Source organism: Psittacicella melopsittaci (assembly GCF_003585925.1).
Lineage (GTDB): Bacteria > Pseudomonadota > Gammaproteobacteria > Enterobacterales > Psittacicellaceae > Psittacicella > Psittacicella melopsittaci.
The window spans coordinates 1-16,286 of sequence record NZ_NRJH01000025.1 but is presented as its reverse complement, the minus strand read 5'-3'; the positions used below and the strand labels follow the sequence as shown (position 1 = coordinate 16,286).

Annotated in this window: 1 protein-coding gene; it reads right to left on the bottom strand. The window is 38.1% G+C overall.

The features are described 5' to 3' along the window. On the bottom strand, positions 1-16,286 hold a 16,286-nt coding region (locus CJP74_RS08095), incomplete at both ends, for a hypothetical protein (RefSeq protein ID WP_222986873.1).

Genomic DNA, 16,286 nt, shown 5'->3' with positions numbered 1-16,286 from the left:
GTTGTTGCTAGGTTAGTGTTGTTTACTACTAGAGCTTTACTACGTACCAGAGCGTTATTGCTTGCTGAAGCATTAACACCTGTTAGGCTAACTATATCATTTGCGGTAATGGTGAGGTTATCACCTGTAGCATTAACTGTAGCTTGGTTAACTCTTACGTTATTACCTGCTAGAGTTACATCTGTACCACAAACTAATGAACCATTAGTGATATTTAACTCTGTGGTTGCTGTAGCATTAACCGCACCCTTCGCTGATACAGCTGAAGTATTGTCGAGGTTAATATTTTGTGCTTTAAGGTTTAGAGATTCATTGCTTCTAATGCTTGAATTAGTTGCATTGATGTCTTTACCTACATTAATAGCTACGGTGTGAGCAGAGATATTGCTACTAGTTGCAATTAAGCTTGCAGCAGTAGCATTCACAACTACTTTACCGTTATCTGCAGTTGCTGTGAGGTTAGTACCTACAGCATTAATGTTACCTGCAGTTGCAGTTACATTAACTTCGTTTGCTGCTTTAACTACTGAGCTATTTAAGTCAACAGTTTGACCTGCAGAGATTACCGCACGCTTACCTGCATTAACATTAGCATTAGGTAGAGTTACATTACCGTTATTTGCGGTTACGCTTACATTACCTTTAGAAGCATTTAATTGTGATTTATTAGCTTCTGTTGCATTACCAAATACATTGTTTTCTGCAGTTAGGCTAATATCACCTTCTGCTGAGGTAATTGGAGTCGCAGTAAAGGTTAAGTTATTAGTTGCAGTAGCTGTAACATTTTTAGTTGCTGTTACATTAGCGTCGCTAAAGGTAACATTGTCACCTGTAAAGCTTGCGTTACCTGTTGAAGTTACATTAGTGCCATTACTGAGGCTGAGGTTAGCTTTAGCAGTCAGAGTTACGTCTGATTTCTCTCCAGTTGCATTAACTTCAGTGTGATTGAGGTCTATATTATTTGCCTCAATCGTTAAAGCTTCTTTAGCAGTAATGTTGCTATCAGCTGCAGTTACATTTTCTTTAACAGTTACATCTACACTACCTTTAGTTGCCGTAATATTGCTGTTAGTTGCATTTAAGCTACCTGCAGTTGCAGTTAGGTTAACTTTAGCATCATTAGCATTTGCAGCTACATTAGTGTTATTTAAGTTTAGGTTTTGTCCTGCAGTTAGGTCTACATTGCCTGTAGATGCCGTAACTGTAGTGTTAGTTGCGTTAAGGTTTTCTGAAGCAACTACTTTAGTATTTAGTTGTGCACTTACAGTGCTGTTAGTTAATTTAACTTCAGTACCAGTTAGAGTGGTATTACCTTTAGTTGCGTTAACTACCGTGTTAGTTGCATTAAGCTCACCAGTAGCAGTTACATTTGCATTAGTTGCACCTGTAACCTTAGCTTTAGTTAGGGTTACATCCGTACCTGAAACTTCAGCGTTACCTTCATTTGCAGTTACTGAGGTATTAGTTGCATTTAGCTTGTTAGTTGCTGCTACTTTAGCATTAACTTCAGCACTAATTGTGCTGTTAGTTAAGTCAACTTGGTCACCACTTAGAGATGCACAACCTGTAGTTGCTTCAACTTTAGTATCAGTTGCAGTTAACGCACCTGAAGCTGTTACATTCGCATTAGTTGTACCTGTAACATTTACTTTAGTCAGAGTTACGTCTGCACCTTTAACTGTAGCGTCACCTGCAGTTGCAGTAACTGTTGTGTTGTTTGCAGTTAAGGTACCTGTAGCCGTTACATTAGCGTCACCAGTAGTCGCTGTTACTGTAGTGTTATTTGCAGTTAAATCACCTGAAGCAGTTACATTAGCATTCTTAGCTCCTGTAACCTTAGCTTTAGTTAGAGTTACGTCTTCACCTTTAACAGTAGCGTCACCTGTAGATGCTGTTACTGTTGTGTTATTTGCAGTTAAATCACCAGTTGAGCTTACGTTTGCATTAACGTTCGCAGATACACAGCTGTTATTTAGAGTTACTCCGTCACCTTTAACGGTAGCGTTACCTGTAGATGCGGTTACTGTAGTGTTATTTGCAGTTAAGGTACCTGTAGCTGTTACATTAGCATTCTTAGCTCCTGTAACATTTACTTTCTCTAAAGATACTACTTTACCTGCAACATCAGCATCAGCAGTTGTAGCTTTAACTGTTGTATTAGTTGCAGTTAAAGCACCAGTTGAGCTTACGTTAGCATTAGTGTGAGCAGATACGCAGCTGTTATTTAGAGTTACTCCGTCACCTTTAACATCCGCACTACCAGACTTAGCTGTAACTGTTGTATTAGTTGCAGTTAAAGCACCTGTTGAGCTTACGTTTGCATTAACGTTAGCTGTTACATTGCTGTCAGCTAGAGTTACATCTGCACCTTTAACTGTAGCACTGCCCTCAGTTGCAACTAGGCTAGAGTTACTTGCTTCTAGTTTATTAGTTGCTGTTACGTTTACATTGCTATTAGCTGTAACGCTCGTATTCGCAAGAGTTACATTAGTTGCATTTAGCGTTGCATTACCTGTAGCTTCAACTTTAGATTTATTGCTGAGGCTGAGGTTGTTAGTTGCATTTAAAGTAATGTCAGCATCAGTACCTGTAGTAGTAAATGAAGTGTTAGAACCTGTAATGTTAGATGCATTAATGCTGATTGCATCTTTTGCTGTTAGGTTACTATCGGTTGCAGTTACATCTTTACCTACAGTTACATTTACTCCACCTTCAGTAGCCGTAATGTTACTGTTAGTTGCAGTTAAGTTTCCACCTGTTGCAGTTACATTAACTTTAGCATTGTCTGCATTCGCAGTTACATTGCTATTTTCAAGGTTGATATTGTTAGCTGCATTTAAGTCAACATTGCCTGTTTGAGCATTAACTTTAGTATTAGTTAAGCTAATATTGTTGTTCGCACTGAGGTTCGTTGTAGAGGCATTAACCGTAGAATCCGCTAAAGTTACGTTTTTAGCGACAATATACCCCCTACCCCCACTTGAGGTGAGGTTTAGAGATTGGCCAGTTACATTGCCATCAGTAGCTTTAACTTCAATTGAGTTACCAGCTACAAGAGTTGTATTTTCTCCAGTGAAGTCTTTGCTAGTTGCATTAACACCAATAGTATCAGTTGCATTTAGAACAGCATCTTTAAGTTTAACTTCTTGTGCAGTTACGTTAATCGAACGCTCAGCACGTAAGTTAGTTTCATTAGAGATATTAACTGTACCTTCTGGAGCACTTAAGTTAATGTCTAGACCAGCTTTAACTGTAGTACCTGAAACATTAACAAACTCGTTACCACTTACACTTACATTACCTGCAGTTGCCGTTAAAGTTGCTCCTGTAATGTTAGTTCTCGCCGTAGTTGCATCACCAACAGACACATCACCTTTAGTTGCTTCTAAAGTACCTTCAGTTACATCAATTGAGCTACCACGTACAAAGGTGTTGTTAGCAACTTTAGCGGTAGTGCTTGTTAAGTTAACTGCTTTAGTTGCAGCAATAGTGATGTTCTCACTTGTTGCATTAACTGTAGCTTTGTTAACCGTTACATTTTCACCAGCTAGAGTTACATCTGTACCACAAACTACAGAGCCATTAGAGATATTTAACTCTGCTGTAGCTGTAGCATTAACTTTACCTTGGCTTGATTGAGCTTTAGTGTTATTTAAGTTAATGTTTTTCGCTTTAAGGTCTAGATCTGCAGTACTACTAATATTTGTATTAGTTGCATTGATATCTTCACCTACATTAATTGCTACGGTGTGAGCAGAGATATTGCTGTTAGTTGCAATTAAGCTTCCCTCTGTAGCATTCATTACTACTTTACCGTTGTCTGCAGTTGCTGTTAGGTTAGTACCTACAGCATTGATGTTACCTGCAGTTGCAGTTACATTAACTTCGTTTGCAGCTTTAACTACTGAGCTATTTAAGTCAACTTGGTCACCTGCAGAGATTACCGCACGGTTACCAGCTGTTACATCAGCATTAGGTAGAGAAACGTTACCAGCTTTAGCTGTAACTGTTACATTACCACTGCTTGCGTTAAGCTCAGATCTACCACCCGTAACTGCAACACCTTTAATGTTTTTATCTGCAGTTAAAGTGATATCACCTGCTTTAGAAGTAATTGGCGAAGCAGTGAAAGTTAGGTTGTTACTTGCTGTCGCATTTACATTCTTAGTTGCAGTTACAGTTGTTTGACTTAGAGTTACATCTACACCTGTAAAGCTTGCGTTACCTGTAGTCTCAACTTTAGATTTATTGCTGAGGCTGAGGTTATTGCTTGCATTTAAAGTAATGTCAGCATCAGCACCTGTAGTGGTAATTGAAGTATTAGAACCAGTAATGTTGCTTGCATTAATGCTAATTGCATTAGCAGCAGTTAAGTTACTGTCAGTTGCATTTACATCTTTACCAACTTTAACGTTAATACCAGCTTTAGGCGAGTAAACGCTTACATTGTTTAGAGTTAAGGTACCGTTGGTTGCATCTTCAGCTGAGAAGTTAACATTAGCACCAGTTGAAGTATAACTACCGTTAGTTGCTGTAATAGCACCTTTGCTTGAGTTTACATCAATGTTTTGTGCAGCATTAGCCTTAGCGTTAGTTAAGTTAATGTCATTAGTTGCATTAACTGTTACGCTACCTTCTTTAGCTGTTAAGCTTGCGTTAGGTAGACTTAAGTTCTCACCTGCTTTAACAACAATGTTTTGTTTTGCTGTTAACTCAGAGCCAGAGCCTTTAACTACTTCACCTGTAATGTTCTTCGCAGCGTTAATCGTAATGTTGTTACCAGAGTTAATTGGTGATGCACTAAAGCTTACATTACCAGCTTTAGCATCTACGCTTACATTACCTGCAGTTGTAGTTACACAAGTGTTGCTTAGCGTTAAGTTACCTTTTTGTGCTACTAGGCTTGCATTACCTTGTGCTTCGATTCTTGAGTTATTCGTTGCATTGAGGTTATTAGTTGCATTTAATACAACATCTGAACCTGTAGCTGTAGCATTAACTATAGTGTTATTTAAGTCAATGTTCGCAGCTTTAATAGTTAGATTATTAGCTGCTGTAATATTTGTGTTACGAGCATTTACATCTTGCCCTACGCTAACATTTACGCTACCTTGAGTTGCGGTAATGTTAGCGTTTGTTGCATTCAGACTACCTGAAGTAGCTGTAAGGTTAACTTTACCATCAACAGCATTTGCAGCTACATTAGAGCCATTTAAGTTAAGGTCATTAGCTGCCGTTAAATCTACATTACCTGTAGATGCAGTAACTGTAGTGTTAGCTGCGTTTAAGCTACTTGAAGCACTTACGTTTACGTTGTCACGTGCATTTACTGTACTGTCAGTTAAGTTAACTTCAGTACCAGTTAGAGTAGTGTTACCTTCTGTAGCGTTAACTTTAGTATTAGTTGCTGTTAAGGCACCTGAAGCCGTTACATTAGCATTCTTAGCACCTGTAACATTTACTTTACCTAGAGTTACTTCAGTACCTGATACATCAGCATTACCTGTTTTAGCGTTAACTGTAGTATTAGTTGCAGTTAAAGCTGCAGTTGAGTTTACGTTTGCATTAACGCTCGCAGACACACAGCTGTCAGTTAGAGTAACACCTGCACCTTTAACAGTAGCGTTACCTGCTGTAGCTTCAACGTTAGTTCTTGTTGCTTCTAGTGCACCTGTAGCTGTTACATTAGCATCACCATTCTTAGCTGTAACTGTAGTATCAGTTGCAGTTAGAGCACCTGTTGAGCTCACATTTGCGTTATCTTGAGCAGTTACACTGCTGCTAGTTAGAGTAACACCTGCACCTTTAACGTTAGCGTTACCTGCAGTTGCTTCAACGTTAGTTTCAGTTGCTTCTAGTACACCTGAAGCTGTTACATTAGCGTTCTTAGCTCCTGTAACATTTACTTTGTTTAAGGTTACGTCAGTACCTGATACATCAGCATCACCTGTGCTAGCTGTAACTGTAGTATCAGTTGCAGTTAAATCACCAGTTGAGCTTACGTTTGCATTAGTGTTAGCTGTTACACAGCTGTTACCTAAAGTAACACCATTACCTTTAACGTTAGCGTTACCTGCTGTAGCTTCAACGTTAGTTCCAGTTGCAGATAATTCACCTGTAGCTGTTACATTAGCATCACCAGTCTTAGCTGTAACTGTAGTACCAGTTGCAGTTAAATCACCAGTTGAGCTTACGTTTGCATTAACGTTAGCTGTTACACAGCTGTTACCTAAAGTAACACCATTACCTTTAACGTTAGCGTTACCTGCAGTAGCTTCAACTTTAGTTTCAGTTGCTTTTAGTGCACCTGTAGCTGTTACATTAGCGTCACCAGTTGTAGCGTTAACTGTAGTATTAGTTGCGGTTAAATCAGCAGTTGAGCTTACGTTAGCATTCACTTCAGCCGTTACACAGCTGTTAGTTAGAGTAACACCGTTACCTTTAACGTTAGCGTTACCTTTAGTTGCTACAACTTTAGTATCAGTTGCAGATAAAGTACCTGTAGCTGTTACATTAGCGTCACCAGTCTTAGCTGTAACTGTTGTATTAGTTGCAGTTAAAGTACCTGATGCTTCAACACTTGCATTACCTTCAGCTGTTACTGTGCTATTAGTTAAAGCAATATCTTTTGCATTTAAGCTTGCGTTACCCGCTTCTGCCGTAACTGTAGTGTTATCTACATTTAGCTTGTCTTTTGCAGTTAACGTTGCATTACCTTTAGCGTCAACTTTTGCTTTATTGCTGAGGCTGAGGTTATTAGTTGCATTTAAAGTAATGTCAGCATTGTCACCTGTAGTAGTAAATGAAGTATTAGAACCAGTAATGTTAGTTGCATTAATGCTGATTGCATCTTTTGCAGTTAGGTTACTATCGGTTGCAGTTACATCTTTACCTACAGTTACATTTACTCCACCTGCAGTAGCAGTAATGTTACTGTTAGTTGCAGTTAAGTTACCTGTAGTCGCAGTTACATTAACTTTAGCGTCGTTACCATTAGCAGATACACTTGAACCAATTAAGTTCACGTTATTTTCTGCTTTAAGGTCTGCATTACCTTGCGTTGCGTTAACGGTTGAGTTAGTAACATTTAAGTCAGTTTGTGACTCAAGTTTAACGTTCTTAGTTGCATTAACGCTTGAGTTAGTTACATTAACAGTTTTACCAGATAGGCTGGTATTAGCTGTAGAGCTAATGCGTGAAGAATCTGTTACATCTAAGCTTTCTTGAGCTGTAACTGTAACATTAGAACTTGTACCTGTAGTGTTTACAGTAGTGTTGCTGAGGTTAACGTTGTTAGCGTTAAGAGCTAAATCATCACGAGAAGTAATGTTACTGTTCGTTGCATTGATATTTTGACCAACTTCAACTTTAACACTACCTGAAGTAGCAGTTAGGTTACTGTTAGTTGCCGTTAAGTTACCAGCTGTAGCGGTTACATTAACTTTAGCATTCTCAGAGTTCGCTGTTACGTTGCTATTGTTAAGGTTGATATTGTTAGTTGCATTTAAGTCAACATTGCCAGTTTGAGCATTAACTTTAGTATTAGTTAAGCTAATATTGTTGCTCGCACTTAGGTTAGTTGTAGAGGCATTAACCGTAGAATCCGCTAAAGTTACGTTTTTAGCGACAATATACCCCCTACCCCCACTTGTGGTGAGGTTTAGAGATTGGCCAGTTACATTGCCTTTTTCAGCTTTAACATCAATTGAGCTGCCTGCTAATAGAGTTGCATTTTCTGCATCTACATTATTTTCAGTTGCAATAACACCAATAGTTGTAGTTGCATTTAATACCGTACTATTAATGCTTACGTTTTGTGCCGTTACGTTAATTGAACGGTCAGCACGTAGGTTAGTACTGTTAGTGATATTAACTGTACCTTCTGGAGCACTTAAGTTAATGTCTTTACCAGCTTTAACACTAGTACCAGAAACATTAACAAACTGGTTACCGCTTACGCTTACATTACCCACAGTTGCTGTTAAAGTCGCACCTGAGATGTTAGTGCTCACTGTAGTCTTGTTACCAATTGACACATCACCTTTAGTTGCTTCTAAAGTACCCTTGGTTATATCAATTGAACTACCACGCACAAATGTGTGGTTTGAGGCTGTAGCAGTGAGGTTATCTAATTGAGCAGCTCCACGAGCGGCAATAGTGATGTTTTCACTAGTTGCAGTTAAAGTGGTATTAGCAACTTTAACTGTTGTCCCTGTTAGGCTTACATTAGTACCTGTAACTTGAGACTTGTTAGTCACATTTAAGTTGTCACTTGCACTGAGGCTAACTTGAGCGTTATTAGATTTAACCGTACTCTTATCTAGATTAATGTTTTGCCCTGTAAAGTTCAGAGCTTCATTTGCAACAAAGCTACTATTAGTACCATTTAGGTTCGTACCAACATTAACGCTTATTTCATTACTCGCAACATTGGCATTAGTTGCATTGAGGCTACCGCGTGTAGCGTTGATTTCAACTTTTGCGGTACTTGCAGTAGTAGTGAGGTTAGTACCAAGAGCTTCGATATTGCCTGATGTAGCAACAACTTTTACTTCGTTAGTTGCTTTAACAATTGAAGACTCAAGGTCAATGTTTTGTCCTGCACTAATTACTGCACGATTTCCTGCTTCAACATTAGCATTAGGTAAGCTTACATTTCCGTTTACGGCTGTTACAGTTACATTACCTTGCGAAGCATTTAATTGTGATTTACCACCTGTTGGAGCTACGCCTTTAATATTGTTAGTTGCGCAAAGCTCAATATTACCGTTTTGAGCAGTAATTGGTGTCGCGGTAAAGCTGAGGTTATTACCAGCTTGAGCACTTACATTATTGCCCGCCTGAATTGTTGCCGTATCTAAAGTAATATTATTACCTTTAAGAATTGCATTATTTGGAGCATTAACTACTGAGCTTTGGCTTAAGCTCAGGTTATTGCTTGCGTTCAGACTAACATTACTTTGTGTTTCGGTTGCACTAAAGGAAGTATTAGTTGCTGTGATGTTGTTTGCATCTACGGCAATAGATTTAGCTGCCGTAATATTACTATTCGATGCAGTTACATCCTTACCTACTTGGATATTAACTCTAGTTGATGGAGCATAAACGCTAGTATTGTCTAGGTTTAAGCTACCGTTTGCAGTGCTAGTTGCAGTGAAGTTAATATCTCCAGCTGTAGATTTAAATTTACTTTGGTTAGCATTAATTGCACCTGAAGTAGACTCTACAGAAATACCATTTAAAGCTGTAGTATTAGCAGATGAAAGGTTAACATCATTGCCAGCTTTTACAGCAACTGTACCTGTAGTTGCTGTTAAGGTCGCATTTGGTAGAGAAACAGCACCACCTGCAGTCACACTAATATTGTTTTGTGCTGTTAATTGGGAGCCATTGTTCTCTACTACAGCTCCAGTAATATCTTTACCTGCAGTAAGGGTAATATCTTTACTTGCAGTTACTGGCGAAGCACTTAAGCTCAGGTTACCTTGCTCAGCAACAATACTTGCATTACCTTTAGACGCAGTTACTTGCGTTCTATTGAGGCTGATATTGCCTTGTTGAGCAACTAAACTTGCATTGCCTTGAGCTTGAATAATGCTGCCATTGCTTGTATTTAAGTCATTTACCGCTGTAAGACTAGTATTAGCATCAGAACCTGTAGCATTTACTTTTGTATTGTTAAGGTCAATCGAGTTAGCCTTAAGTACTACGGATTGTTGTGCAGTAAAGTTAGAGCTTAAAGCATTTAAATTATTGCCCACGCTTACATTGAGGCTACCTTGCGTTGCCGTAACATTGGCATTAGTTGCATTTAAGTTGCCATTTGTAGCGGTGAGATTTACCCAAGCATTTCTTGCATTTGCAGATACACTTGCGTTATTAAGAACTAGTTCATTGCCTGCAATTAAGTCTGCATTAGATTCAGACGTATTAACTTGCGTGTTATTTAAGCTCAGGTTATTACCTGCCGTAACGTTAATTTGTTGCTTAGTATTTACGGTTGAATTGCTTAAACTTACGTTATTTGCGGCAATATACCCCCTACCCCCACTTGTGGTGAGGTTTAAGGTTTGGGCAGATAGGTTGCCCGCTACTTTTACTTCAATTGAAGTATTAGCAACTAAAGTAGCATTATCAGCATCTACATTACCTACAGTAGCATTGATTCCAATTGTAGTTGCAGCATTTAAAACTGTTGCCGTAATGCTTGCATTTTGAGCTGTTACGTTAATTGAACGATCAGCACGTAGGTTAGTCGAATTCGTAATATTTACAGTACCATTTGGAGCACTGAGGTTAATGTCTTGTGAAGCTTTTACTTGCGTTGAAGAAACATTCACAAACTTATCGCCTGTAAAGCTTACATCACGTCCTGAAGTAAAGTTCGACTTGCTTACATTAAGGTTTTTGGTGCTGAGGTTACCTAGAGAGATATCCCCTTGTTTTGCTGTGGCAGTAACATTAGAAACATCTATGTTAACTCCACGCACAAAAGTGTGATTTTCGGCTTGCGAAGTAAAGTCAGCAAGATTAACCGAGGTAGTACCAGCAATTGAAAGGTTTTCAGTTCTTGCTACTAAACTAGCATTAGAAACTGCAACATTGTTACCGCGTAAGGTAACGCAAGTACCACATACTACTGACTTGTTGGTTACTTCTAAATTACCATTCGTCCTACTTGCTGAAAGACTAACGTAAGATCCACTACTTACTATAGTTGAATTACTAATGCTCGCATCACCGCTTCTTGCACCTATAGCAACATATCCTGTACCTTTAACTTCAGAATCTTCTAGGATTAGTTTAGTAATTCCTATAACCGTAGCTGTACCTGAAGTAGCATTGATTTTAGCGGATTTTACTTCTGTTTGACCTTTATTTGCCGTAATGCATACGTATACACCTGTCGCATTAGAGTTATTAAAGCTTACATTACCAGCAATAACTAATGCTTTATTTTCAGTAGCAGTAAGATTAGTTGAATTTATAGTCGCATTTTGCGAAGCATTAACTTCAACACCTGCTTTACCAGCGATAGTTACATTATCAGCGGTTAAGTCACCAGCTTCAGCTTCAACGTGAACAAGCCCCTCAGCTTTTAAAGTCGAAGCAGTGTTAAGAACAACACTACCACCAGAGACATTGAGATTATTGTTCGCGGTTAAACTTGTTGCATTCGTAATTGCAACTTTAGCTGTATCTGAAGAAATACATAGATCACGTGATGAAGACACTTGAGTCTTGTTCACGTTGATCTGTTCATTTGCTTTGATCAGAATATCAGCTTCAGTGCCTGAAGTAGTTAAGCAAGTAGTCTCAAGGTTAACTGCGTTGGTTGAGGAATTACCTAAAGATAAATTCGCATTACTTGAATCTAGTTTGCCTTGGGTTACGTTAATCGTACTTGCATTAGCACTAATTCCTCTACCTGTTACACAAGTTTCGCTAAGGTTTAATAAACTTTGAGCTTGTAAACTCGCACTACCATCTGTTGCGGTTAATTCACTTTTAACTACAGAAGCTTGTCCTTGGTTTGCGGTAATAGAGATAGACTTACCTTGAGCTGTAGAGCAACTAATGCTAACATTACCAGCTTCAACTTCTACTGCAGACTCCTCCGAGGTCAGTGTAGTTTGGTTTACGGTCGCATTTTGTGAAGCATTTAAGGCAATTCCTTGCTCCCCTTTTAGGGTTACATCCTCAGCAACTAGATCACCTGCCTTAGCAGCAACCTGAATTTTGCCTTCTGTTTCTAAAGTCGAAGAAGCATTCAGGGTTACATTACCCCCAGTTACAGATATAGCATTACCTGCGGTTAAACATGCTTCATTGGTAACTATAACTTGAGCCGTTTCTGAAGTTACGCAAATATTCTGTTCTGCATTGAGTTCGCTACTATTAACTGTAACTTTATCAGTTGCAGCCAGCTGAATATTTCCATCGTCACCTGAGGCAGTTAAGGTCGTAGTATCGAGGTTAACGGTGCTTGTTGAAGCATTACCAAGAGAGATGCTCCCCTCGCTTGAGCTAAGACTACCTTGATTTACATTAATCGTAGAAGCATTAGCGCTTATTTGAGTACCAGATACCTGAGCAACGCTGAGATTTACTAAATCTTTAGCTTGGAGACTTACTTCTCCTCTTGAAGCACAAAGAGTACTATCAATTACATTGATCTGCCCTTGGTTCGAGTTAAGCGCTACTGAATTACCAAGAATTTCAGCACTATTAGTAATATTTACCGCGGTACTACCAGAAATCTCGGTAGAACAAGTTGAACAAACTGTAGAGCTGTTAACCGTAACTTGAGTACCGCTAATTTGAGTATTCTTAGTTGCACAAATTACCGTATTAGAACCATCAACACTAATGTCACCACCGTTAAGAGTAATGTCACCACCGTTAAGCTTAATATCCTTATTAATCTTTAACGTCTCTGTACCTGTTACCGAAAGTTTTTCGGTACCTATAATCTGGGTGTCTTTATAGTTAGTTAGATTAACATTTTTCCCGGTAATGGTAACATTGTTTGCCTCAATTTTTCTATTGGTAAAGTTACTAGCAATCGTAATGTTAGTTCCATTGATAGTGAGGTTAGTAGTTTTATTTATAGTTGAATTTAAAAGACTAACATTATTGCTAGCGTTTAAAACTACATCATTCCCTTGAAAAAGTGATCTATTATTAGTGCTTATATTTGTAGCATTAACCGTAACGTATTTACCAGTTACATTACCTCGGTTAGCTACATATTCCGTAGTGTTTATCACCGCAGAATTAGTAGAAATAATATTCGACCAGCCTTTTATAGTGAAGTTAGTAACTTCTACAACCACATCTTCAGCACTAATATTGGTAAAATTATTTAAAGTAAAATCCTTTCCTAATATAGCAACATTAAGGGGGCTATTAATTGATGTATATTCTTCTAGAAGGGCATAGTTACTTGCATTTAGTGTTATGTTACCACCTACATCGATAGAAATATTATGCGTATAAAGATCAGCTGTAGTGATATTTAGATCACGTCCTACACTAATGCTTTTCTTTGGACCTTTAATTGTAACATTACCATTAGATGAACTTAAGTTAAGGTCACGGGCCGAACTAACTGTTGATCCATTAAGAGTAATCTTTTCTTGACCACTAACACTGATATTACCGTTAGTTGTAACAAGACTAGTATTCTCAAGATTTGTATTTTTTGTACTTGCGTTACCAAGGTTAAGTTCTTCTTGAGCTTTTAAGTTACTTTGGTTAGCTGCAATATTTTGTCCCGCCCCAACATTTAAGTTAGTTTGAGCTGTAGCATTACTATTTTCAAAACTTACATTGAGTTTTGCATTTAGGCTAGTTTCACCAGAAGATGCAGTTACATTAGACGCATTAAAGCTAATATTACCTTCAGTAGCATCCACAGTAGCTGTAGTACCTAAAACTTTAGAGCCGTTAGTTACATTTACATCTTTTTTAGCAGATAAAGTAACTGTATCCGCACTTGAAATTAAACCTGTGTTATTTGCGTTAATGCTACCACCAGAGGCATTTACAGATAATTTGCCACTTGCTGTATAGTTAGAATTAGTAAAGTTAGCATTACCTGAAGTCGCATTTACAGTAATAGTGTTCGCATTAGTTGTAACATTATTCGAGTTAATTGAACCAGTTTGGTAAGTTGCAGCATTCGTAACTGATTTTGTTACGTTATACATGTTTGCTGCACCCGCACTTAGATTCATGTTACGACCGGTTGTAACTTGAACGCCTCCAGCTGTATTGGCAGTTAGATTTACCGTACCAGTACTACCTTGAATATTTAAATCTCTACCAGCTAGGAAGTTAGCTCCATTAGTTACATTTAATAACTCTGTCGAGTTGACATTAATATCCGCACTCGTATTTACAGTTTTAAACGTAGAGTTTTGGATATTAATAACTTTTGAGGCGTTGGTATTGCTTGTATTTTCACCAATATCAATTTGACCATTAGTCGTGGTAATGTTCGTATTATTGATATTAAGAGTTTGACCTAAAATACGAGTTTGGTTGTTAACAGCTATGTTAGTATTATTTAGCGTTGCACCTTTACCTGTAGATAGTCCTCCTATCCACACTCGACCAGTACCAGTTGAATTTATAGATACATTGTCTAGAGATACATTGTCTCCTTCTGCTTTAGCAGTGAAACTATAGCCATTTGATGGTGGGGTATTAATCGTAAAACATGTATTAGCCATGTTAATTCTTCCACCACTACCTTGAGTTACGGCATTAAAGTGACCTGTTAAGCAAACTGTAGAGTTATTAATCGCAATACTTTTACCTGAACTAGGTGATAAGTTCAGCTCATTACCAGTAAATTTACTCGCATTAAAACTAATATCACCACTAGCACATGAACGAACTAGAGGGGCATTGATAGTTGCATTTTGCCCTGTGATATAAGTAGTTGAATTTAAGAGAATCGAATTTGCAGAATCTAATTTACTATCAGTAACATTAAAACTAGACCCCGTAACCGTAATTACGTTCGAGGTATTAACTAGACTATTATTAGAAATATCTACAGTTTGTGTTCCATGTAGGTTAACTGCACCTGATGTGGTTATATTTGAGCCGTTCGCAATATATGTACTTTGCCCCATTATACTAAGAGTACCTGTTGTACATATAAAAGAACCTTCTGTAATACATACATTTGAAGCAGATGAGTTTAAATATACTGTCCCACCAGCTTTTACCGTAGCATTAGAAAAAGTTACTAAACCAGATGTATTAAACTGGATATAATTTGTGACACATAAACTACTATTTATGAATGAAATAGCTCCACCAGCAGCATTTGCCCAAGTAATGGAACGGGCTGCAATATTAGAAGCACCTACCCATAAAGTAGAACCACTTACATTTTGGTTATTTAAACGTAAATCACCACTAATGCTTATATTACTATTTTGAATTACAGTCCTATACGTTTCTATATTGAAGTTAGCATTAGAGTTTGTCGAAGTTATATTAACGTAATATAAACGAATTTCAGCGGAAGCAATAAGAGTTACTGAGGTACTTGCTAGATAGCGATTAACGTTCTGATCCGTGATTATGTTATAGGTATTTCCACTTTTACTTGTAGGTATATCAGTATCTCTCCATGTAGACTTAGTCATCGAGATAAGATCTGCATTCGAGTAGCGTACCCAAAGCATACTATTGAGAGCAGTCCAGTTTGGTGAAGTATTAACTACTAGTACTGAGTTAGGGTCGAGTAACCAAGTACCTGTATTCCCATGCTGTGATCTAGTATCGGTAAAAACATTATCTCCCAGACTTAAGTCATTACCTGAAGTTTCAACAAAACCACCATCACCATATACAGAGGTTGCTAAGAAAGTACCATCATAGAGACCTGTATTACCCCAAGCAATTGTTGTACCAGCATCATCTTCAACACCAGAAACATTTACTTGAGCTCCTTGCATCACAACTGTTTTAGCTGCAAGTTTTTTATCCCCTGTACCTTTTAAGTCACCACCAATATAAACATTTCCGCCTCGCTTCCCAGAAGCGTTTACTACCGCCCCTTCATCAAGTAGAACTACATCTCCAAGGATATTGGCAGTACCCCCCGTACCATTTGGATTAGCTAAATTAATCGTACCATTAACTACAACTAAGCCTGATTGACATGTAATATTAGCTGCTAGTTGACTATTATTAAAATCTGTTTGTTGTACTAGATCGGATTCTGAGGCACCAAACAGGAGCACTTCACCATCGGCAGTAATGGTTGCTTGACGTGCTGAATCTGAAGTTGAAATTACATCAGCAAATTTGTCTACATCTGTGTAACCAGTTGCAACTTTATTTGCTAATAAATAGGCACGTTTAGAGACAATTTCCCCAAGGTTAACTGCTTTGTTATCGGCAGTAACTTTGTAAGAAATTAATGGATTATCTAAATCTTGAATGGTAATAGACTGACCAGCAAGTAAGTAAACCGTACCATTTTTAGCTTCTAGTACCCCTGTGTTTACTACTTTACCACCCACTAACGCTAGAGTGCCGTCATCGTTTACTTTAATTAAACCTTGGTTGATAACGCTAGCAATAGCTTGGTCTTTGTCTTGGTTAAATACATAGTTGCCTTTAACAAAGTCCTCGTTGCTAATATCAAGAGTTGATGCAACTAAAGACTGTACGTTTACAACTGAGTTTGCCCCAAAAACAATACCAGCTGGGTTAACGATAAATACTTTACCGTTTGACTCTAAAGTACCAAGAATTTG